Genomic DNA, 22429 nt, shown 5'->3' with positions numbered 1-22429 from the left:
GCCAGCGCCTTGACGCGGCGGCCCGCCGCGGCCGCTTCGGCAAAGATGCGGTAAGGGCTGGCCCTGAAGAGTTCGGTCACGTCGCGAACGCGGCCGGGAGCGCGCAGGTCGGGCTTGTCGGACCCGAACTGCGCCATCGCCTCGGCATATGGCATCCTCCGGAACGGCAGCGGCACCGATACGCCCAGGATCTCCTCAAACAGGCGCGCCATCAGCCCTTCGGTCAGGGTGAGCACGTCGTCTTCGTCCACGAAGGACATCTCGACGTCGAGCTGGGTGAACTCCGGCTGTCGGTCCGCACGCAGATCTTCGTCCCGGAAGCAGCGGGCGATCTGATAGTAGCGGTCCGCCCCCGACACCATCAGCAGCTGCTTGAACAGCTGAGGCGACTGGGGGAGCGCGTAGAACTCGCCCGGGTGCACCCGGGAGGGCACCACGTAGTCGCGGGCCCCCTCAGGCGTCGAACGGGTCAGCATGGGGGTCTCGAACTCGATGAAGCCGTGCTCTTCCATATAGCGCCGGATGATCGCGTTGACACGGTGGCGCAGCTGCAGCACGTCCAGCATGCCGGGCCGGCGCAGGTCGAGGTACCGGTAGCGCAGCCGAAGCGCTTCGTCCACGTCGGTCAGGTGGTCCACGGGGAAGGGCGGGGTCGCCGACGTGCTGTAGCGCACGAGCTCGCGGGCCACCACCTCAACGGCCCCCGTCGCAAGCTGGGGGTTTTCCATTCCCGGAAGCCGCTTTCGGACGCTTCCCGCCACCCCGATGCAGTCCTCGAGGCGCAGGCGCTCGGCCAGCGAGAAAACCTCCTGGCCGGCATCGGGCGTGACGACAACCTGCACCACGCCACTGCGGTCCCGCAGATCGACGAAGATGAGACCCCCGTGGTCGCGCCGGCGCATCACCCAGCCGTTTAAGCGCACTGCGTCGCCCACGTGCGCTTCCCGCAGCGTTCCTGCTTCATGCGTTCGCTTCAGCAACCTCATGGAGGCCGGCTCACTCATGGCACTTCTCAGGACTCCTTCGCGTTTTTGGCCCACCGTGCCGCTGCCTCAACGATAGACTCGGGGTCCGCTTTCACCTGGTCGCCCGTTCGCAGATCGCGGATCACGTACGCAGCCCCGTCCGTGCCGCCCGGCGGGGCCTCCTCGCCGCCAACGATGACGGCCACCCGCGCCCCGGCGCGGTCCGCCGACTTGAGCTGCGCCTTGAGGCTCCGGTTGTGGTAGTCGGTGTCCACCCGAAGCCCGCGGCCGCGCAGCTGGTAGACGAGCCTCAGCGCCTCGCCGCGGCGATCCGGGTCGGATTGCGCGACGAACACGTCCAGCCACCCCTCGTCCGCACCGAGGGCGCCGGATTCACCGGCGGCCAAAAGCGCCCGCTCCATCCCCGACGCAAAACCCACCCCAGGCGTCGGCGGGCCGCCCAGGGTCTCCACCAGCCCGTCGTAGCGCCCGCCGCCGGCCACCGCGTTCTGGGCGCCGAGGCTCTCCGACAGGACTTCGAACACCGTTCGGGTGTAGTAATCGAAACCCCGTACCAGGCGTGGGTCCAGGACGTACAAGACCCCCAAAGCTCCCAGATGCCCGCGAAGGGTGTCGAGGTGCGCCCGGCAGTCGCCGCACAGGTAGTCGTACGAGGCCGGAGCGTCGTTCGTCACTTCGCGGCACGCCGGCACCTTGCAGTCGAGCACCCGCAGCGGGCTGCGCTCCAGCCGGCGCCGGCAGCTTTCGCAAAGCAAGTGCGCCCGCGGCCGGAGAAAGCCGACGAGCCTCTCCCGGTACGCCGGGCGGCAGCGGGGGCAGCCAATGCTGTTGAGGTGCACCTCGAAGCGGCTCAACCCCAACCTGCGGAAGATCTCGATGGGCAGCATGATGGCCTCGGCGTCGAGAGCCGGGTCCTCCGAACCCAGCGCCTCCGCCCCGATCTGGTAGTGCTGGCGCAGCCTCCCCGCCTGCGGGCGCTCGTAACGAAACATCGGCCCGATGTAGAAGACCTTCACGGGCTGCGGCCACAGCCTCATGCCGTGCTCGATGTAGGAGCGGGCCACCGGAGCCGTCCCTTCCGGGCGCAGGGTGATGCTCCGCCCCGAGCGGTCAGTGAAGGTGTACATCTCCTTCTCAACCACGTCGGTGGCTTCACCGACGCCCCGGCTGAAGAGTTCGGTGTGCTCGAAGATCGGGGTTCGGATCTCCCGGTATCCGTAGGAGGCCATCACCTGCCGGGTGATGGCCTCCAGCCGGCTCCATGCCTCGCTTCTCCCGGGCAGCACGTCCTCCGTGCCGCGCGGAGCCTTGATCTCCATGGACGTTTTCTTGCTCTCCCTCTGGTACCGTACCGCTATCGCTTCGGCTGCTGCGCAGGCTCCTGCTGCGGCTGTGCCTGCGACTGCTGCTGCGGTTGGGACTGCTGTTGCGACTGCTGCTGGGATTGCTGCTGAAGCTTCTTCAGGAAGTCCTCCTGGGCCCGCCGCTGCTCCTCCAGGACCTTCTGGATCTTCTCGATCTCCTGCTCCTCGTGGGCCGCGTCATTCTTCAGCCCCATGCTCGAGTAGAGCATGTACAGCGTCAGGTGCATCTGCATGTCCATGGGTGCAAGGTCCGACGCCTTGCGGAAGGCTGCCGCGGCCCTCTCCTTGTCGCCCTTCTGCTGGTACGCATTCCCCAGGGCCAGGTGCAGCACCGGATCGCTTGGGGCCAGATCCGTCGCCTTCTTGAACGACGCCAGGGCTTCGTCCGCCTTCTTGAGGCGCAACAGCGTCACGCCGACGCCGTAGTGGATGTAGGCGTCGTCAGGGTTCTTTTCGAGCGCCTGTTTGTAGAGCGAAAGCGCCTCTTCGGCGTCGCCCCGCGCCAGCGCGTCCCGGGCGGCGAGTTGCGGGTCCAGGATGGAGACGGTAGCGCTTTGCCTGAGGTCGGAGAACCACTGGGCGAAATTCTGGTCCGCCTTCTCCCGCCTAATCTGCTCGGCGAGATCCTTCTTGGCCTCCTCGAACTCCTTGCCCGTGGGCTCCTTCCGCTCCAGCACCTGGATGATGTGGTAGCCCAATTCGCTTTTCACCGGTTCGGAGAGCCCGCCGACCGCAAGCGAAAACGCAATCCTGTCCACCGCGTCCGGCAGCTCCCCGTGACCCACGAACCCCAGATCCCCGCCGTTGGCGGCCGAGGTCTCGTCTTCCGACTCCTTGCGGGCAAGTTGCGCGAAGTCGGCGCCGCCCTTGAGCTGCCGGTAGATCCGGTCGGCCCGGTCCTTGGCCGCCTTCCAGGCGGCGTCCGTCTCCCTCTCGGGCCGCACCAGGATCTGGCGCACCTTTACCTGCTCGTATGCCCGCGCGACCTCTTCGTCGGTGACCTCAAAGCGGGTCGCCAGCTTCTCCTGGAGCTTCTCCGCCATGAGACTCTCCTCAACCGCCTTGCGCAGGTCGCTCTCCGTCATGTTGCGGACCTGAAGCTCGCGCTCGTACGCGGCCCGGGAGGGGAACGAGTCGCGAATCTGGTTGATGCGCTCGTCCACCTCGCGGCGGCCGACCCTGATACCCTCGTCTCGGGCAGCCTGCAGGATGAGGCGGGCGTTGATCAGGTCGCTCAAGGCCTGGTACTTGATCTGCTCGATATCGGTGGGGCGAACGGCACCCTGCGTCTGCTCGTAGGTGCGAAGCTGCTCGAGGAAGGCGCGCTGGAACGCAAGGTTGCCGATAGTGTCGCCGTTGACCCGCGCGATGGCCGCCTCGGCCGGCTGCTCGCTTCGGAAAAAGACCGGGACGCCCACGTACATGAGCGTAACGGCAAAGGCGACGGCCACGGCAACGATGATCCATTTCATATGGGAGCGCATGCGCTCCATGAACATGTGAAGCTACCCCACTTCCCGCTGCAACACGGCCATTCTAACGCCGCGCGCGCTCACGAGTCCAGCCGGGGAGTTTCCACCACCAGCGTGACCGGCCCATCACATACCGAGAAGACTTCCATGTGATCGCCGAAGCTTCCGACGGCTACCGGCACACCCCTGGCCTCCAGGGCCGACCGGAGGGCCTCAAACACCACCAGCGCCTCTTGCGCGGGGGCCGCCCTGTCGAAGCTCGGACGGCGCCCGCGGCTTGCGTCCCCGACGACGGTGAAATTGGAGATGAGCAGGACCTGCCCCTGCGCCTGCAGCACCGAATCGTTCAGTTTTCCCTGGCCGTCCTGGAAGACCCGGAGGTGGGCGAGCTTTTCGGCCATGTACTCGGCCTGCGCGCGGCCATCGCCGCGTTCCACGGCCACGAAAACAAGAAGGCCCCGTTCGATGGAAGCGACCGGACGACCTCCGGCCTCAACCCGTGCACCCCGCACCCGTTCCACTATAGCCCGCATGCTTGCCCTGCCGCCGCCCCGGCGCCTTACTCCCTCTCAGCCGCGGTCAGGCGCCGCGGGTTCGGCCCGGCGTACCTCGATGACGCCTTCCACCTGGCGGATGCGGCGCACCAGTTCGTTGAGCTGGTCCATCCCGCCGACGTCCACCACCACGTTGATGATGGCCAGCTGCTGGCGGGTCGTCCGGGTTTGCACGGCCTCGATGTTGGTCTTGCCGTCCGAGATCGCGTTGATGATGTTGGAGAGCAGATTCACCCGGTCGTGGGCTTCGATGTGCAGGTCAACCGGGTAGACGGCGCCCGGCACCCTGTTCCAGCGCACCTCGACCCGGCGCTCGGGGTCTTCCAGGGCAGACTGAACGTTGGGGCAGTCGGCGCGGTGCACCGAAATGCCCCGCCCCCGCGTCACGTACCCCACGATGGCGTCCCCGGGCACGGGGCTGCAGCACTTGGAAAAGCGGATCAGCAGATTATCGGCGCCCTCCACCGTAACGCCCACCGATGCCGGCGTCGTGCGGGAGAGGCGGCCGGCGCTTTCCAGCCGCTTCTGGCGCAGCCGCGCGAGGAGCTCCTCCCGCCCCACCAGCCGGCCCAGGGCGTGCACCGGCGAGATGCGCCCGAAGCCGATGGCGGAGTAAAGGTCTTCCGGGGTGGCGAGCCCGTAGCGGCGAGCGAGCTGCGGGATCCCGTCGTTGCGCGAAGCCTCCGCCAGGTCGATGCCGTACCGCCGGGCCTCCCGCTCCAGAAGTTGGCGGCCTCGTTCAACACTCTGCTCGCGTCGGGCCTCCTTGAGGAAGCTGCGGATCTTGCTCCTCGCCTTGGAGGTCTTGACGAAGTTCAGCCAGTCCTGGCTCGGCTGAGCGTGCTTGGCGGTGATGATCTCGACGATCTCGCCGTTCTTGAGCCGGTAATCCAGGGAAGTGAGCCGGCCGTTCACCTTGGCGCCGGCGCAGTGCAGCCCGATGTCGGTGTGCACCGAGAACGCGAAGTCCACAGGGGTGGCGCCCGCCGGCAGGTTCTTCACGTCGCCTTTCGGGGTGAAGACGAAGACCTCGTCCTCGAACAGGTCGATCTTGAGCGTCTCCATGAACTCGTGCGGGTCTTTCATCTCCCGCAGCCATTCCATAACCTGGCGCAGCCACGCCACCTTGGCGTCGAACGCCGTGGCCGACCGCTTCTCCTTGTACAGCCAGTGGGCAGCGATGCCGCGCTCGGCCACGTCGTGCATCTGCTGCGTGCGGATCTGTACCTCCAGGGGCTCGCCGCGCGGCCCGATGACGCTCGTATGCAGCGACTGGTAGAGGTTCGACTTGGGCATGGCGATGAAGTCCTTGAAGCGGCCCGGGATGGGCTTCCAGAGGCTGTGCACCATGCCCAGCACCGCGTAGCATGCTTTCACGTCGTCCACGAGGACGCGCACGGCCATCAGGTCGTAGATCTCGTCCAGCGAGCGGTTCTGGGTGCGCATCTTCTGGTAGATCGAGTAAAAGTGCTTCGGCCGCCCCTGAACCCGGCCGGTGATGCCCATCTCCGCAAGCCTGGCCCGCAGGATCTCCATGACCTCTTCCAGTTCGCCCTCGCGCTCGGTACGCTTCTTGGCCACCGCCTGCACGAGCTGGTAGTAGGCCGTGGGATCGAGGTAGCGAAGGGCCAGGTCTTCCATCTCCCACTTGAGCTGCCAGATCCCGAGCCGGTGGGCGAGCGGCGCGTAGATCTCCAGGGTCTCCCGTGCCACCTTGCGCTGCCGCTCGGGCGGGAGGTGGCGAAGCGTCCGCATGTTGTGGAGGCGGTCGGCAAGCTTGATGAGCACCACGCGCAGGTCCTCCGCCATGGCCAAAAACATCTTTCGGAGGTTTTCGGCCTGCTGGGCCTCGCGGGATTGAAATGGGATCTTGCTGAGCTTGGTGACGCCGTCTACGAGCCGGGCGATCTCGGGGGTAAAGGCCTTCTCGAGCTCTTCCACCGTGACCGGCGTGTCCTCCAGCACGTCATGCAAGAGCCCTGCCGCCACGGTGGCAACGTCCACCTCGAGTTCGGCCAGGATGCGGGCGACCTCCACCGGGTGCTGGAAAAACGACTCCCCCGAATCGCGAACCTGGCCCTCGTGCGCCTCAGCCGCAAAGTTGTAAGCGCGCACCAAGAGATCCGTGTCGACCGGGGGGTTGTACGCACGGATTCGCTCGATGAGAGCCTGAAGCGGCTCATCCAGCGCCGCCAGGGTCGAAGCGTTACTCATACGCCCGAACTTAAACGCCACCGCCTCCGTTTACGCGTCATAGCGCACCAGCGCCAGGATCCGGTCGGAATCAAAGCCCAGGGATTCCAGCCGCTTTCGACCGCCGAGGAAGGCAAGCTCGATGAGGAAGGCAAACCCGACGATCTGCGCCTCCAGTTGTTGAACGAGCCGTGCCGCCGCGCCCATGGTGCCGCCGGTGGCCAGCAGGTCATCGACCAGCAGGACCCGCTGTCGCGCCCTCAGCGCGTCTTTGTGGATCTCAAGCGCGTCACGGCCGTACTCCAGCTCGTACTCCACCCGGATTTTCTCCGCCGGGAGCTTGCCCGGCTTCCGGATCAGTACGAAGCCGGCACCAAGCTCATACGCCAGCGGCGCGCCCAGCGCGAACCCCCGGGACTCCACGCCCACCACCATCTCCACGCGCTCGTCCCGGAACCGGCGCCCTATGGTGCGGATGATGTACCCCAGCGCGTCCGCGTCCTTCATCACCGTCGTGATGTCTTTGAAATTGACGCCGGGACGGGGGAAATCCGGGATCTCCCGGATCAACGCCTTCAAGTCCATGGCGTGCACTGCCCTCTTTCTACACGCAAACCCCGGACCTGTGTACACGCAAACGGCCTCACGACGCGGTATCGGCCCTTTCCCGGGCCGCCGCCCACCGCTCCCACCACCGGCCCGCGTCACCGGCAAACGCGCCGGCCAGGGCCTCCTGCCAGAACTGGCGAACCCTGATGAGCTCATTATACCGGGAAGACCGCGTCAAGTCGAGCTTTACGCCCATTTTCGCCCCCTTCCACACCCGCCTACCCGTCTCCGGGTCCCGCCCCACCACCCCGATCTCTTCGAAGACCCCCAGGGCGTGGTCCAGCAGGGCCGGCGACAGGTGCTCCCGCAAGCGCGGCTCCAGCACCCCCAGGGCTGACGCCAGATCGTGCAGGTGGTACGAAAGCGCGGGCCCGGCAACGCTGGCCTGGGCGGCCAGGAGGCGGTACAGCTGGCGGAGTTCCTCCACGCCCGGGATGGCTGAGAGATAGCGCCCCTCGATCTCCCGCCGGTCCTGCTCACCGAAGGCCAGGACGATCCGCCGAACCCCGCCGCCGGTGCACGCCTCTCCCCACCGCCACGGTTCAAAGGGCAGCTGCCACAGTACCAGTTCCCCGCCCGGCCTCACCCGATAGAGCACCCGGGGGTCCCACGTCACGAGCACCTGGCCACGGCTGAACAGGTGATCGGGTCCCGCGACGGGGTCGCCGCCGCCCGCCCACGCAAAGTGGAGAGCGAAATCCGGGGCCGCCCTCCACACCGCCCCACACAGCGCCACCCCCGAAGCGGCGTCCCGCACGCCCACCACGATAGGGCCGGCCTGGGCGCCTGGACCCTCACCCTCTCGGGCCGCGAGCCATTCCACCAGGGCACGCGCCGATCCGTCGGCAAGCCCCCGCCGGTCCTCCACTTGGACGCCCATCCGGTTCGCCGCTACCACCTCACCGGCGGCCGGCATGTCGGCGGCGCGTGTTGGAGCGTTCGGAAAGGCTCCCGCGTCCCCGTCGCGGCTCCAGACGAACACCGGCAGGCCCTGAAGCTCCTGCGCCGGCCTCAAATGTGCGGCGCGCAGCTCCACCTCGCCAAAGCGGCCGAGCCGCGGGGTGAACGCGAGGTCCAGCCGACGCCCGGACGAGGTGATCGCGCCCACGGCGTCCTTCCACTCCGCCGCCCGCCCGAACGCGATGGCCGTCGCCTCGGCCCTGGTTTGGGGGTCTCGCACGACGAGGCGCAGGTGGCGCCCGTCTGCACCCACCGGGCGCGCCTCGACGAGTTCCAGGCCGGCACACGCCAGGACGGGGCGCGGGTTACCCTCGCCGTGCGGTTCGAGCAAAAAGAACTGGTGCGCCAGATCGGCACTGAGGTCCGGAAGCCGCACCCAGGCGTCCAGTTCCAGGCGGTGCACGAAGGGGCCGCTCCAGCGGCTGGAGATGGCCTCGCTCAAATGCGCCCGGAAGGCGGAAACGTCGCGGGCAGCGAGCGAAAAGCCCGTCGCCATCGGGTGGCCGCCGAACCGGGTGAAGTACGGGGCGCACGCGGCCATGGCCTCGTAGAGGTTGAGGTTGGGTACGCTGCGGGCAGAACCCCGCGCCTCCTCCCCCTCGATCGCGATGACGGCGGCGGGGCGGGCAAACCGGTCGACCAGCCGTGACGCCACCACGCCCACTACCCCGGGATGCCATCCCTCCTTTGCGACGACGATGACGGGCGGGTCCGACGCCTGGAGCTGCGCCTCAGCCTCCGCCAGCGCCTCCTCCAGGACGCGCCGCTCCATGTCCTGGCGCGTCCGGTTGGCCGCCTCCAGGCGATCGGCGGCCTGCTGCGCCTCCTCGTCGCTTTCGGCGAGCAGAAGCGACAGCCCGACCGCCGGGTCGTCCACCCGTCCCGCCGCGTTCAGGCGTGGCGCCAGGATGAAGGCGACATGAAACGCTTCGACCTCCGACGGCTCGACGCTCGCGCGCCGGGCAAGCGCCGCCAGTCCCGGCAGGGGCCGGGATCGCACCTGGTGCAGGCCCTCGTAGACCACGGCGCGGTTCTCGCCGGTCAGGGGAACGACGTCGGCGACCGTTCCCACGGCTGCAAGCTGCACGAGGGCCGCATCGTCCGCCTCGGTCAGCCGGTCGGCGAACTCCAAGAGCGCCCGGGCCGTGTGATAGGCGAGCCCCGCCGCCGCCATCGACTCCCCGCCCGGCAGGGCTGCCATCCGGTGGGCCGCCACCACCGCTGCCGCGGGGGGAAGCCGGCGCCCCGGCTCATGGTGGTCAACCACCACCACGTCCAGACCTCGCCGGGCCGCCTCCTGAACCGCCTTCATGGCCGTCAGCCCGCAGTCGACCGCCACCACCAGCCGCACGCCCCGTTCGGCCATCTCCAGCAGGACGTCCTGGTGCAACCCGTAGCCCTGCGACAGCCGGTGCGGGATGAAATGGTGAACCTGCGCCCCAAGCCGCCTCAGCGCCCGCACCAGTATGGCCGTCGACGTCTGGCCGTCCGCGTCGTAGTCGCCGTAGACGACCACGGGCTCGCCGCGGCGTACAGCCTGCAGCATACGCCACGCCGCCGCCCGGACGCCCGGCAGCCGCCACGGAAGCCCCGAAGGCCGTCCCGGTCGGATGAACTCGGCCGCCTCCGCCGGACCCGTGATGCCCCGGTTGATGAGAAGCTGCCCTATCAGCGGGTGAAGTCCCACGGCACCGGCAAGCTGCCGGGCACGGGCGGGGTCGGGCGCCGGGGCCTCCCAGAGCACGTCCACGCCGTTTGCCACGGATCTCCCCGGGCCTCTCTTAGTAGCCGCCGTCTTGTGGGTCGCTGCGCGCCGCGGGGGCGCCGGGAGCGCGTCCGGTGTCTCCCTGGGGGGCGGCCTCGGCCTCACCCTCCCGAGCGATCCCGTCGAGCTGGCTGGAGAGGCGGTCCCTCTCGGCCTCCACGCCGGCAAGCCGGGCCTCGAGCCGGTGGATCTGGCGCGACAGCTGGCGCGCCCTCACGCGCACCCTCACGTCGTCGGCCCCCAGCAACAAAGAGGCGGCGGTGGCGCCCGCCACCGCGAAGATGACCACCAAACGGCCCACGTCGAGCTGCCAGGTCCACGCAAGAAAGCTGACCGATACAAGCTCGGGGTTCTGCAGCGCAAAAGCTGCGATCGCAAGGAACACCAGCACAAAAGCCACCGCCAGCACTATCACGGGGAACTCTCCCATCCCCTCCATGTGCACCGGGCGCAACGCGCGCTACAGCCGCCCCGAGCGCCAGATCGCCCAGGCGAGAGTCACGGCCGCCACCATGGACCCGGCCACCGCAGCGGCCGCGACCACCGGTACGCCTGCAACGAGAGGGCCGGCGGGCTCGTTCCACAGCAGGCCGCCCGCTATCCCCAGGCCTGCAGCGAGAAACGCGAGCGCCACCCGGTTGGCGGCCCGCTCGATACGGCGAAGCTGCCATTCACTCTCAACCGGGCCTCGCTGCCCCGCCCCGATCCGCCCGGCCTGTGCCATCTCCAGAAGGCGATCCACCCTCTCCGGAAGGGTACGGACCACCTCGGCAACCTCCTGCACGCTTTCCAAAAAGAGAAAGGCCTGCCGGCGCAGATCGAGCCGCCGCAGCACCAGCCGCCTGGCAAACGGAAGCGCCACCTCCAGGGCGTTGAAGGACGGGTCGAGCATGCGCCCGAGGCCGTCCAAAAGGGCCAGCGCCCGGGCAAGCAGGAGCAGTTCGGCGGGCAGTTGCAACCTGTGTCTGGCCACGACCTCCATCGAGTCGGCGACCATCTCGGAAAGTGACAGCTCGGAAATGGGGCGGCCGTAGTTGCGGGCGATCAGATCCGCGATGTCCCGTTCCAGGGCGGGCAGGTCAACGTCGGAAGGCACGATCCCCATGCGCCTCATGCTGCGCACCGCGCCACGGGTGTCCTGCCGCACTACCGAGAGGAATGTACTGGCGAGGTGCTCGGTTGTCTCCCGGCTCAGGCTTGCGACCATGCCGAAGTCCAGAACGCCCAGCCTCCCGCCGGGCTCCACCAGCAGGTTTCCGGGGTGAGGATCCGCATGGAAGTAGTGGTCAACCAGCACCATCTTGAGGAAGATCTCGGCGCCGCTTCTGGCAAGCCTCCGGCGGTTGATACCCATCGCGTCCAGGCGGGAGAGGTCGGTGACCTTGGCACCGGTCAGGCGCTCCATGGTCAACACCCGCGCCGTGCTCCGGTCGAGGTAGACGCGGGGGATGTGGATACGCCGGTCGCCGCGGAAGTTGCGCCGGAAGCGCAGGATCTGGCGGGCCTCCACCCGGTAGTCCATCTCCCGGCGCATGATCCGGGCAAACTCGTCGGCCAGCGCGACCGGGTCCACGCGGATCTTCCCGAGATGGTCGGAAGCGAGGCGCGCCAGGTCCCGGATGATCTCCAGGTCGGTGCGTACCTGCTCCTCGACACCGGCTCTCAGCACCTTCACGACCACCGGCTCGCCGCCTGGCAGCTGTGCCGCGTACACCTGGCCCAGCGAGGCGGACGCCAGGGGTTCCGCATCGATGGTGCGGAAGAGCTGGGAAAGCGGCGCGCCCAGTTCCTGCTCGATGAGGGTGCGGCTCAGCTCGAAGGGCTGGGGCGGGACGCGGTCCTGCAAGCGCGAGAGTTCCTCGACGTAGTCGTGTGGCAGCAGATCGGCCCGCAGGCTCAGTACCTGGCCCAGCTTGATGAACGTCGGGCCGAGCTCCTCCAGCGCCTCGCGAAGGTGGACGGGCCCGCCGGGACCCTCGGCCCGGCGGCACCTCCTGGGGAGCAGCCCCCGAAGCCCCAGCGAGTCGAGGAAGACCGCGAAGCCGTGGCGAGCCAGCACCTCCGCAACCTCGCGGTAACGCCGGAGGTGCCGCACCCGCCGCCCGATGAGGCGTATCCCGGGCCGCACCACGTCAGGTAACCCCCTGCGCCGGGGCGGGCCGGGAACCCGGTGAGCCGGTGCCGCCTGCCCTGTTACTCGGCCGCGCCTGCCCTGGCCCGAGCGCGGTGCCGCTCTTCAGCCATGCGCCAGGCCACCCAGAGGGTGCTGGCCACGAAGATGGAGGAGTAGGTCCCCGATGCCACGCCCACGAAAAGCCCGAGGGAGAAGTCGCGCAGGCTCGAGCCGCCGAGCAACAGGAGCGCCAGAACGACCACCAGCGTGGTACCCGCCGTGTTGATCGTGCGAGGTAATGTCTGGGTGATGGCCTCGTTGGCCAGCCGGTCATAATCCCTCCGCCGTGCGAACCGGCTCAGGCGCTCTCGTACCCGGTCAAAGACCACGATGGTGTCGTTGACGGAGTAGCCCAGCACCGTGAGCACCACGGCCACAGTCGAGACGTTGAACTCGAGCCCCAACAGCGCATAAAGCCCCAGCACCACCAGCACGTCGTGCAAGAGCGCCACGATGGCCGCGATGCCGAAGCGGTGCTCGTAGCGCAACGTCACGTAGACCAAAATGCCCCCAACGGCCAGCAGCACCGCAAACAGCGCCTGATTGACCAGCTCCCTGCCGATGACCGGGCCGACCACCTCGGTGCGGCGCTCGTCGACCGACCCGAACGTCTCTTGCAGGGCCTGGTCGATGCGCCCGATCTCCCGCTGGCTGAGCTCGCGCGTCCGGATGAGCACCGAGTGGCCCTGCTCAAGGGGCTGCACGACAGCCCCTCCCAGCCTCAGGTCGGAGAGCGACGGCCCGCCCAGCACCTGCTGCACTTCGGCCGCCGTCACCGGACGGGGCAGCCCTCGCTCCAGAAGCGTGCCGCCGGTGAAGTCGATACCCAGATTGAATCCCCTGACGCCAATGGCCAAAAGCGCCAGCGCCGTGATCAGCACGGTCGCTACCAGGAAGATGCCGCGATAGCGCATGACGTCGTAGACGCGCTGCGCAGGCGTACCCGCGAGGCCGGGTGCCTGAACTGCCGCCCTGGCCGCCTTCATCGGGACACCGCCTCTCCCGGCAGCAGATGCCTCGTGGCCCGCGCCGGATCCCTGTTCACGTAAGCGTCAAGCAGCACCCGCGTCACGACCACGGCCGTGAACATGCTCACCAGGATGCCCAGGCTCAGCGTGACTCCGAACCCCCGGATGGGGCCTGTCCCGAAGTAGAACAATGCGGCCGCCGCGATGAGGGTCGTGATGTTGCTGTCCAGGATGGTGCGCAGGCTGCCCTTGAACCCGTCGTCCACCGCCGCCCGCACTCGCTTACCCTCCCGCAAGCCCTCCCGGATGCGCTCGAAGATCAGCACGTTGCCGTCCACGGCCATGCCGGCCGAGAGCAGCAGCCCTGCGATGCCGGGCAGCGTCAGAGTGGCCTGCAGTCCGACGATGACCCCCATCAGGAGCACGATGTACGAAGCCAGCGCCAGGTCGGCCAGCCCGCCCGGCAGCCGGTAGTAGAGCAGCATGTACAGGAACACCAGGAAGAGGCCGATGATGCCTGCCTTCAGGCTCTGGTCGATGGATTCCTTGCCCAGCGTCGGGCCCACCGACCGCACCTCGGCCACCTCGAGGGGAACCGGGAGTGCGCCTGCGTTGAGCTGCACCACCAGATGGCGCGCCTCTTCCATCGTGAAGTTGCCTTCGATCTGGGCCCTCCCGCCTGAGATGGGCGTCCTCACCACTGGCGTCGAGATCGGCTCGCCGTCCAGCAAGATGGGGATCACCTGACCCAGGTAACGGGTGGTGGCCTCCTCGAACTTGCGGGCCGCTTCGGGCTTGAACTCGATAGCCACCGCCGGCCGCCCGAACTGATCCTGGGTGAGGCTGGCCCTGGCCAGGTCGGCGCCGGTCAGGATCGTTTCCCCCGTAGGGCTCTTGAACTCCAGAAGCGCCGTCTTGCCGATGGTCTCGATGGCCTGCTGCGGGTTGTCGATGCCGGGAAGCTCGACGATGATCCGGTCCTGACCCTGGCGCTGCACGATGGGCTCGGCAATGCCAAGCCCGTTCACCCGGCGTTCGACGACGGCCAGGGCGCGCTCCATGGTCTCGCTGTCGACCGCCGGGGTGCCCGGCGACGGCTGCGCCTGGAGCACCACGTGGCTGCCGCCGCGCAGGTCCAGCCCCAGCCGGAAAGGCCGCGTGGCCAGCATCCCGCCCGCAATAGCCACTACAGCCAAAATGAGGAGCATTCTCCACATTCTGCCCCGAGCCACTCAAGCGGCCTCCTCGCTGCGCCCGATCGCGCCGTCGTTCACGCCCCTGCGCGCACAGGCGCTATTATAGGAAACTGCCGGCAGGGTGTCAAACGGCGCCCCCGCCGCCACGCGCTACAGCAGGCGCATGCCGTTCATCTCCAGCTGGAAGGTGCACCCGAGAAAGTCCGCCGCACGCCGGCACATGACCATCCGTGACAGAAAGATCTCGAAGTACTCCATCAGTGGAATGATGCTCGTATCCACTTCAAGTTCAAGCCGGACCGCCCGTGCCCCCGCGTCCACACGCAGAAACGAGCGCTTCACCGCGTAGTTGACCCGGTCGTGGATGTCGAAGCGCGCCGGATCGGCGTTCTGAACGCGGCTGCGGTGAACGTCGCTCTTGTCCGCCAGGATCAGCGCGGCCGAAACGGCGTTGACGGGCTGGCCGACTTCCTCCTCGTGGTTGCCCACGGCGCCTGCGATGATGGCCACCTCATCGGGCTCCATCCCCAGGTCCCTGAGCACCCCGACCAGAATGCAGGCCCCGATCTGTCCGTGGGCGTGGCGCGCCACGGCGTTGCCGATATCGTGGGTATACCCCGCGATCTCGGCCAGCTCCGCCTCGCGGCGGCTCCGGCCCAGGTGCGTCATCACGTTGTAGCTGACGCGGGCCACGAGTTCGGCGTGCCGGAAGCCGTGTTCGGTGAAGCCCTGCGCCGCCAGGTGCTCGTTGGCCGCTTTGATGAACGCCCCGATCATCGGGTGAGCCCGGAGCTGGTCAAGGGTGACCGGCGGTCGCGGCGCCGCGCTGTTCACACCCTCTATGCCTCCTCCTTGCCCTTCACGTAGCTGACCCCCGACCGGTTCATCCGCACCTCGACCTTGTCGGCGATGCGCACCGTGAGCGTCTCGTCCTTGATCGCGGTGATCTCACCGTGGATGCCGCCCAGCGTGACGATGCGGTCGCCCTTCTTCAACGACTTCAGCATCTGCTCGCGGCGCCGCTGCTGTTGCTGCTGAGGCCGCCAGATGAGCATCCAGAAGAAGAGAAACGGAATGGCCAGGAACAGAATGAGCGTCCACACGCTTCCCTGCGCCTGTTCTGCGGCTGCGGCCAGCGGTAACATGTTCATGCGTCCCGTTCTCCTTCCGTTGCGGGTGGCCCGAACTTTTCCAGAACCCTTTCCCGCAGGGCCGGCAGCGTCCCGTCGCGGACAGCCCGGCGGATCTGTTCCATCAGCTGCGTGATGAAGCGGAGGTTGTGGATGGTGGTCAGCCGCATCCCCAAGAGCTCGCCCGCCTTGAGGAGGTGGCGGACGTACGCCCGGCTGAAGTGGCGGCACGTGTAACAGTCACACGCCGGGTCGAGCGGGCCGAAGTCCCGCGCGTACGGGGCGTCCCGGATGATGATCCGCCCCCCGGACGTCCACACCGCCCCGTGCCGTGCCATGCGCGCCGGCAACACGCAGTCGAACATGTCGTATCCGCGCGCCACCGCCTCCACCAGCAAGTCCGGAGAACCCACGCCCATCACGTAGCGCGGGAACTCGCCCGGCAGCTCCGGTTCGAGCTCCTCCAGCACGCGGCACATCAGTTCCTTTGGCTCGCCCACGCTCAGGCCTCCGATGGCGATACCGCCCGGCTCGAGCCCCAGCACGTGGTCCAGGCTCCTGCGCCGAATGTCCGGATAAACACCCCCCTGCACGATTCCGAACAGCAGCCGCCTCTCGTTCGACGAGGCAGAGAGCCTCAAGAAACGCTCGCGGCTTCGCCGGCCCCACAGAGCGGTTCGCTCTACGGCGGCCTCCACCTCTTGCCGGCCCGCGGGGAATCCCACAAGCTCATCCAGCACCATCAGAATGTCCGATCCGAGGGCCCACTGCACTTCGATGGCGCGCTCGGGCGAGAGCGACTGCAAGGATCCGTCCAGGTGAGAGCGGAAGCTCACGCCCTCGTCGCTCACCTCCCGGCGGGAAGCGAGGCTGAGCACCTGAAAGCCGCCGCTGTCCGTCAGAATAGGCCCGTCCCACCCCATGAACCGGTGCAGCCCCCCGGCGGCTGCCACCACGTCAGCTCCCGGCCGCAGCATCAGGTGGTAGGTGTTGGCCAGGATCATGGTGACCCCGACTTCGACCAGTTCGTGGGGCGAAACGCCCTTGACGGATCCCTGGGTGCCCACCGGCATGAAGACAGGGGTCTCCACCACGCCGTGCGCCGTGCGCAGTTGCCCGAGCCGGGCACGGGTGACGGGGTCCCGGTACACTACCGAGAATGCCGGAAGCTCCGCCCTCACGGCAGGATCAGCATGGCGTCCCCCAGGCTATAGAACCGGTACCGCTCCGCCACGGCCACCCGATAAGCTTCCAGCACCCGCTCCGTGCCGCCAAACGCCGCCACCAGCATGAGCAGCGTCGAGCGCGGCAGGTGGAAGTTGGTGATCAGCACGTCCACCACCTTGAAATGGTAAGGAGGATAGATGAAAAGGCGGGTCCACCCCGAACCCGGCTTGATGACGCCCAAGCCCGCCGAGGCGCTCTCCAGCGCCCGTACCACGGTGGTCCCCACGGCCCACACCCGGCCGCCCCCGGCCTTTGCACGTCCCAGGGCCGCGGCTGTCTCTTCGGGGATGGTGAAGAACTCCTCGTGCATCACGTGCTCCTCGGCCGTCGCCGCCCGCACCGGCCGGAAGGTCCCGATGCCCACGTGAAGCGTCAGGGCCACCACTTCCACGCCCGACCGGCGCAGACAGTCCAGCAGTTCCTCGGTGAAGTGCAGCCCGGCGGTCGGAGCGGCGGCGGACCCCTCGCAGCGCGCATAGACGGTCTGATAACGCTCAGCGTCTTCCAGCGGCTCGCGAATGTAGGGCGGCAGGGGCACCGTTCCGATCCGGTCGAGAACGGCGCGCACCGGCTCGGACGGCGACTCGATCTCCACGATGCGCCCTCCGTCCGGCGTGCGCTCGACGACCCGAATCCGAAGCTGGCCTTCGGCGGCCGTCAGCTCCTGCCCGATGGGGGCGCGCCGCCCCGGCCGCACCAGAGCCTGCCAGCGCTCACGGCCGGGACTGCCGGCGTCGCCGGCGCCTCCGACTGTCGTCTCATCCTCCACCCGCCTCAGCAGGAGAAACTCCACCCGGCCTCCCTGCGGGCGGCGGCGCGCAAAAAAGCGCGCTTTCATCACCCGGCTGTCGTTGACGACCAGCACGTCCCCGGGCCGCGTATAGTGCACCACGTCGCGGAAGATGCGGTGCTCGATCAGGCCGCTTTGCCGGTGAAGCACCAGAAGGCGCGAGCGATCCCTCGGCTCCACGGCGCGCTGGGCGATCAGCTCGGGTGGCAGCGCGTAGTCAAAGACGGAGACGTCCATTCACTCAAGCCTGCCGAACAGAGGGAAGCCGCGCCGTCAGGAATCCGCCCCCAGCCGCACCACGGGCAGGCTCAGTTGATGAGCCTCCCGGGCCTTTGCCGCCTGGGCCGCCTGCCGGCGGGCACCGTCCGTGCCGGACCGCGTGGCTTCGGATCCAAACCTGCCGGCTGGCACCGACGCGCCTGCCGCCGCGCTCTGTGGCCCGAGTGCGCCTCCTGCTCTCAGCGCGTGCCGGACGTACTCCACGATGTCGGAATGGGCTTCCTGCGCCGCCTGCTCCCCTTCGAGCCTCAGCGATGCCCACTCCCCGAAGTCCGTGGGGGCATAAAGGCGCGGGGCGTCTATCTGCTCCGAGATGCGGATAGTGGGAGCCGAAGGCATCTGGGTTGCGACAGCAGCCACAGGGGCGGGCGGCGCATTGGCATCGACGGTGCTTTCGCCCGGCATCGCCTGTATCCCGGCAGGAGCGGATATGCCCGAGAGCGCGCCGCGAAAGTAAAGCGCCGCAAACAAAGCCCCCGCCGCCCCGAAGGCCACAGCGGTCGCAGCAAAAGCCCGGGGCCAGCTACCAAAGGCACGGCGCAGGGCCGCAGCCAGAGCCCCCCCCTGGAGGACCTCATCGGCCCATATCTCCTGGCCCGGCTGCACCTCCGCCGCTTCGGGGAGCTGCACCCGCACGAAGTCGCCGTGCGGGGTGAGCACCACCGCGTGCCGGCCCGCCAGACGCTCCAGCACAAGGCCCCTGACCCGATTCAAACGCCGATCCCCCTCAGAGCCAAGGTGCCCTCTCTCAGCGCTTCAGGTACTCCTGAAGATGGGGGTAGTTCCCACTCAGGATAAGCGCCAGGGCAATAATATACTTTCGCTGCCGCTCCAGAGTCTTGCGGCTCACGCCGGCATGTCGTTCGAGATCCTTTAGCGGAAGGCTCCCCCTGCGCCGGATCTGTTCCACCCACTCGCACCGGTCCGCGATGAGCCGTGCCACCTCCAGCGCGCGTTCCCGGGCATCCCGGTGCCGGGGCGAGCGGTCGACCAGGTCCCGGAAGCCGATGCCCATCGGGCCAAGCTCGCCTGACAGGCGCAGGATCTCTTCGCGCCGCTCCTGCGCCAGGAGTTCGTCCTCAAACTGCCGCTGGGCTTCCCTGGCCTCGGCCACGACCAGGGGATTCTCGGCATCCCCGTCCTCGCTTTCGAGCGTCAGGCTGCTGAGGGGGACCTCCCGGCGGCGCGTCGACTCGTGGCGGAAGTGGTCGATGAGCCGGCGCCGTATGACCATCTCGGCGAACGCGAAAAAGGACCGGCCGCCTTGCTGCCGGTAGGAGTTGATGGCCTCGTTGAACGCGATCAAAGCCACGGAAGCCTCGTCATCCTGGCCGGCACGCACGAAGCGCCCGCTGACCGACGCGGCCGCCCGCATGACGAAGGGCCGATAGGCAGAAATAAGCTGCTCCCGGGCCTTCTCGTCACCCTCCTGGGCCTGGCGCACCAGGCGCAGGAGCTGGGCGGCTGCCGCCCCCTGCTCGGGTGCCTGCGCCGTGCCGGCAAGCTTGTCCACAGACGACACCTCAGCGCCACCTCATGTCCATCGTGCGGCCGCCCGGGTGCAAAGAGACGTAGCCCTTACTTAGACCCGCTTGCCCGCAAGACCTCCCGGGGTCCCCTCATTTTCCCGACAGTTGCTCCTTCGAGAACGCCTCGGGCAGGAGCTGGCCCAACGTAAAGCGCCACCGGCGCTGCCCGTTGTCGACAATGACGACCATGTCGCCGCCGAACTCCGACAGCACCTGCCTGCACGTTCCGCACGGCGTGGTTGGGGTGCGGCTGTCGGCCACCACCGCTGCGGCGACGAGCCGCCGCTGCCCGGCCGCCACCGCCTGCCCCACCGCCACCCGCTCGGCGCACAGCGTTGCGCCGTAAACGGCGTTTTCTACGTTGCACCCCGTGTAGATGCGCCCGTCCTCCCCCATGACGGCCGCACCCACCTGGAAGTGCGAATAGGGTGCGTAGGCGTTGCGGCGGACCTCCCGCGCCGCCCGTACCAGCTGTTCCTCCTGCTGCGGCGAAAGCGTCATCTCCCCACCCATCCCCTACCTTCCGCCCGCCCGAAGCGATGACCAACAACCGCGACGGCCCGCGCGCAAAGGCGGCGCTTCACCCGCGGAGGAGAAAAAAGACCGCCCCCATGACGCCCACGCCCAGCGCGGCGCCCGCCATCACTTCCCAGATGGTGTGCAGCCCCGCCTCCAGGCGGCTTTCGGCGACAAGCCCGGCCAGTATGACCCCGACGAGCGTGAGCGCCGGGTTCGGGCTGCTCAGATAGATGGCCGTAGCCAGCGCCGAGGCCACGGCCGTGTGACCGCTCGGCATGCCGCCCGCAAGGCGGACGGGCCGGGTGAGCCACGCTTTGCCCGCCCAGGTCAAAAGCAGCGTGAGCCCGAGCCCGATGAGGACCACATATGGAAACGAGTGCCGGGAGGCATGGCCACCGGTGGCGAGGGCGGTCATCAGAGGCTGGTAAAACAGCAGCATGCCGACCGCCACCGCGCCGATGGCGCTTACCATCACGGCGCCGGCAGCGACGTTCTTGGCGATGCGGGCAAGTTCGTGGTACTGCGGGGAGAAAAGATCCACCGCCGTCTCAACCGCCGTGTTGAAGAGTTCGGCGATGAGAACCAGCATGATGGTCAGCGCCAGCACCGCAAGTTCGATCCGAGAAAGCCGCACGGCCAGCGCCAGGAGCAGGACCAGGATGGCCAGCACGAAGTGGATGCGAAGGTTGCGCTGCGGTAGCAGCGCAAACACCACCCCCCCCGTCGCAAAGCGAAAGCTTTCCGGAAGGCTGCGGGCGCGCCGCGGTGTCAGGTCGCCGCTCATCGGAACAGCCCGCACGCCGAAAGCGCCGCTTCCTCCCGGGAACGCATCTCCCGCCGCGACTCTTCGTCCTCGTGGTCGTAACCCAGGAGGTGCAGGCACCCGTGGACCGCGAGGTAGGCCAGCTCCCGCTCCACCGAGTGGCCATACTCCCGGGCCTGCTCGACAGCCCGCGGAACGCTGATCACCACCTCGCCCAAAAGCCGCGCGGCCTCCGGCCCGCCCTCGGGTGGCGCGGTATCCTTGCCCCCGTCATCCAGCGCAAACGAGAGCACGTCGGTGGGACCGTGCCTGCCGCGGTAGCGCCCGTTGAGCCCGGCGATGGTGGGGTCGTCCACCAGCGCCACGCTCACCTCCACGGCCTGCCCGAGAAGCCGCGGTTCCCGCCGCAGCACCTCGCGCACCGCCCGGTGGATCGGGCGGCGCCGAAGGTATGGCCCGACCTGCACTGCCCGCTGGTGGTTATGGACGTGCACGGTGATCGGCGACCTGGCCTGCTTCATGGCGGCGCGGCTGCACCTCGCGTTCGAGTTGCGGGTATTCGATGCGCACGTGGTAGATCCCCGTCAGGATCCGGACAAAGGCGCCGGCGATCTCGTTCAAGTCCTGCAGGGTAAGCGTACTCTCATCCAGTTGCCCGTCAAGCAGCCGGTCGCGGATCACCCGCCGTACCAGCCCCTCGATGCGGCCGGGGGTCGGGTGGGTGAGGGCCCGGGCAGACGCCTCCACCGAGTCCGCCAGCATGACGATGGCGGTCTCCTTGGTCCGGGGCCTGGGGCCGGGGTAGCGAAAGTCATCCTCCTTGACGCGTTCGGCGCCTTCGGCGTTGACGGCCTTCAGGTAGAAGTAGCGCACCAGGTCCGTACCGTGGTGGGTCCGGATGAAGTCCACGACCGCTTCGGGAAGCTTCGCCTGGCGCGCCAGTTCCACGCCGTCCTTCACGTGCGACATGATGATGAGCGTGCTGAGGCTCGGCGCCAGCCGGTCGTGGGGGTTGGCGTCACCGAACTGGTTCTCGACGAAGAAGTACGGGCGCCTCACCTTGCCCACGTCGTGGTAAAGCGCCCCCGTCCTGCACAGCACCGGGTCGCCGCCCACGGCCTCGGCGGCCGCCTCGGCCAGGTTGCCCACCATCAGGCTGTGGTGATAGGTCCCGGGGGCCTCGAGCAGCAAGCGGCGCAGGAGCGGCTGGTTGGGGTTGGACAGTTCCATGAGGCGAACACTCGACAGAACCCCGAACAGCCCCTCCACGAACGGCAGAAGCCCCAACGCCAGCACCGAACTCAGCACACCGTTGGCAAGCCCGCTCCAGCTCCCCACCACAGCCTGGGGATCCGATCGCAGCACGCCCATGGCCGCCAGCGCCACCAGTCCCGCCACTCCCGCCATTACACCGGTCCGGGTCAGGTCTGAGCGCTGGCTCAAGCGGTGCACGTTGAACACCGCGATCATGCCCGTCACGAACCCAAGCACCACGTATCGGGCGTCGAAGTCGAACAGGAGGCCCACCAAAACGGCCAGCGCCGAGACGGTCACGATGCCGATGCGCGCATCCAGAAGGATCGTGGCCAGCATGCCCGCCAGGGCCACCGGCGTCAGGTAGCCGGCAAACGCCCACGGAAGCTCTGCAAGCACCCGCCCGCTCACCGCCACCACCAGCACCAGGCTGGCCAGCAGGGTCGAAAGGCGCGCGGAGCGGGCGACGTGCGCGTGGAAGCGGCTGATGTACGCCGCGGTGATGGCGACCAGGGCGGCCAGCACCACCGCCACCCCCAGCAGGCTCGCCCAGAACTGCTGGGTCCTCTGCATCATGCCAAGATCCTGAAGGAGCTGGACGTGCTCTTCGGTAACCACGTCGCCGCGGCGCAGGATCGCCTGGTTCTGCAGCACCATGACGGGCTGCACGCCTTTGATGGCCTCCTGCCGCAGCTTGT

Annotated in this window: 21 protein-coding genes; all 21 read right to left on the bottom strand. The window is 68.2% G+C overall.

Annotation, left to right across the window (positions count from 1 at the left end; genetic code table 11):
* Nucleotides 1-1004: aspartate--tRNA ligase (aspS, locus tag AB1609_01630; protein ID MEW6045174.1), on the bottom strand; the 1004-nt coding region annotated here is incomplete at its 3' end.
* Between the two features lie 8 nt (nt 1005-1012).
* The gene (hisS, locus tag AB1609_01625) at nt 1013-2305 is read right to left on the bottom strand and encodes a histidine--tRNA ligase (GenBank protein MEW6045173.1); all 1293 of its coding nucleotides are present in this window, start codon (nt 2303-2305) and stop codon (nt 1013-1015) included.
* A 35-nt stretch (nt 2306-2340) separates the two neighbouring features.
* On the bottom strand, nt 2341-3834 hold the full coding sequence (locus AB1609_01620) for a peptidylprolyl isomerase (GenBank protein MEW6045172.1): 1494 nt from the start codon (nt 3832-3834) through the stop codon (nt 2341-2343).
* Between the two features lie 68 nt (nt 3835-3902).
* Entirely contained in the window at nt 3903-4355 is a 453-nt protein-coding gene (gene dtd, locus AB1609_01615; GenBank protein ID MEW6045171.1) for a D-aminoacyl-tRNA deacylase, read from the bottom strand.
* A 36-nt stretch (nt 4356-4391) separates the two neighbouring features.
* Nucleotides 4392-6590, bottom strand: coding sequence for a bifunctional (p)ppGpp synthetase/guanosine-3',5'-bis(diphosphate) 3'-pyrophosphohydrolase (locus AB1609_01610; GenBank protein ID MEW6045170.1), 2199 nt, complete (start codon nt 6588-6590; stop codon nt 4392-4394).
* A 30-nt stretch (nt 6591-6620) separates the two neighbouring features.
* On the bottom strand, nt 6621-7154 hold the full coding sequence (locus AB1609_01605; protein MEW6045169.1) for an adenine phosphoribosyltransferase: 534 nt from the start codon (nt 7152-7154) through the stop codon (nt 6621-6623).
* Nucleotides 7155-7212: 58 nt separating this feature from the next.
* Nucleotides 7213-9900 (bottom strand): single-stranded-DNA-specific exonuclease RecJ, encoded by a 2688-nt coding sequence (gene recJ, locus AB1609_01600; protein MEW6045168.1) that lies wholly within the window; start codon nt 9898-9900, stop codon nt 7213-7215.
* Nucleotides 9901-9919: 19 nt separating this feature from the next.
* A complete protein-coding gene (locus AB1609_01595; GenBank protein MEW6045167.1) occupies nt 9920-10348 on the bottom strand; it encodes a lipopolysaccharide assembly protein LapA domain-containing protein in 429 nt (142 codons plus the stop codon).
* A gap of 15 nt (nt 10349-10363) precedes the next feature.
* Nucleotides 10364-12034 carry an AarF/ABC1/UbiB kinase family protein gene (locus AB1609_01590; protein ID MEW6045166.1) on the bottom strand — a complete coding sequence of 557 codons (1671 nt, stop codon included), beginning with the start codon at nt 12032-12034 and terminating at the stop codon, nt 10364-10366.
* A 62-nt stretch (nt 12035-12096) separates the two neighbouring features.
* A complete protein-coding gene (gene secF, locus AB1609_01585; GenBank protein ID MEW6045165.1) occupies nt 12097-13062 on the bottom strand; it encodes a protein translocase subunit SecF in 966 nt (321 codons plus the stop codon).
* Nucleotides 13059-14231, bottom strand: coding sequence for a protein translocase subunit SecD (gene secD / locus AB1609_01580; protein ID MEW6045164.1), 1173 nt, complete (start codon nt 14229-14231; stop codon nt 13059-13061). Before secD ends, secF begins: the two co-directional genes overlap by 4 nt.
* 159 nt (nt 14232-14390) lie before the next feature.
* Entirely contained in the window at nt 14391-15017 is a 627-nt protein-coding gene (locus AB1609_01575; protein ID MEW6045163.1) for an HD domain-containing protein, read from the bottom strand.
* A gap of 62 nt (nt 15018-15079) precedes the next feature.
* A complete protein-coding gene (gene yajC / locus AB1609_01570; GenBank protein ID MEW6045162.1) occupies nt 15080-15391 on the bottom strand; it encodes a preprotein translocase subunit YajC in 312 nt (103 codons plus the stop codon).
* A complete protein-coding gene (gene tgt, locus AB1609_01565; GenBank protein MEW6045161.1) occupies nt 15388-16551 on the bottom strand; it encodes a tRNA guanosine(34) transglycosylase Tgt in 1164 nt (387 codons plus the stop codon). The genes yajC and tgt overlap by 4 nt, the downstream gene beginning before the upstream one ends.
* The gene (gene queA, locus AB1609_01560; protein ID MEW6045160.1) at nt 16548-17624 is read right to left on the bottom strand and encodes a tRNA preQ1(34) S-adenosylmethionine ribosyltransferase-isomerase QueA; all 1077 of its coding nucleotides are present in this window, start codon (nt 17622-17624) and stop codon (nt 16548-16550) included. Before queA ends, tgt begins: the two co-directional genes overlap by 4 nt.
* Nucleotides 17625-17660: 36 nt before the next feature.
* The gene (locus tag AB1609_01555) at nt 17661-18380 is read right to left on the bottom strand and encodes an anti-sigma factor domain-containing protein (protein MEW6045159.1); all 720 of its coding nucleotides are present in this window, start codon (nt 18378-18380) and stop codon (nt 17661-17663) included.
* Nucleotides 18381-18414: 34 nt separating this feature from the next.
* The gene (gene sigI / locus AB1609_01550) at nt 18415-19188 is read right to left on the bottom strand and encodes an RNA polymerase sigma-I factor (protein MEW6045158.1); all 774 of its coding nucleotides are present in this window, start codon (nt 19186-19188) and stop codon (nt 18415-18417) included.
* 97 nt (nt 19189-19285) lie between these two features.
* Nucleotides 19286-19696, bottom strand: coding sequence for a cytidine deaminase (locus tag AB1609_01545; protein MEW6045157.1), 411 nt, complete (start codon nt 19694-19696; stop codon nt 19286-19288).
* Nucleotides 19697-19775: 79 nt separating this feature from the next.
* On the bottom strand, nt 19776-20513 hold the full coding sequence (locus AB1609_01540) for a diacylglycerol kinase (GenBank protein MEW6045156.1): 738 nt from the start codon (nt 20511-20513) through the stop codon (nt 19776-19778).
* The gene (gene ybeY, locus AB1609_01535; protein ID MEW6045155.1) at nt 20495-20998 is read right to left on the bottom strand and encodes an rRNA maturation RNase YbeY; all 504 of its coding nucleotides are present in this window, start codon (nt 20996-20998) and stop codon (nt 20495-20497) included. Before ybeY ends, AB1609_01540 begins: the two co-directional genes overlap by 19 nt.
* A partial coding sequence (locus AB1609_01530) for an HDIG domain-containing metalloprotein (protein ID MEW6045154.1) occupies nt 20958-22429 on the bottom strand: 1472 nt, incomplete at its 5' end. The genes ybeY and AB1609_01530, both read right to left, overlap by 41 nt.

The organism is Bacillota bacterium, from assembly GCA_040754675.1.
GTDB lineage: Bacteria > Bacillota > Limnochordia > Limnochordales > Geochordaceae > Geochorda.
The sequence above is the reverse complement of the archived record's forward strand: the minus strand, read 5'-3'. Positions and strand labels throughout refer to the sequence as shown.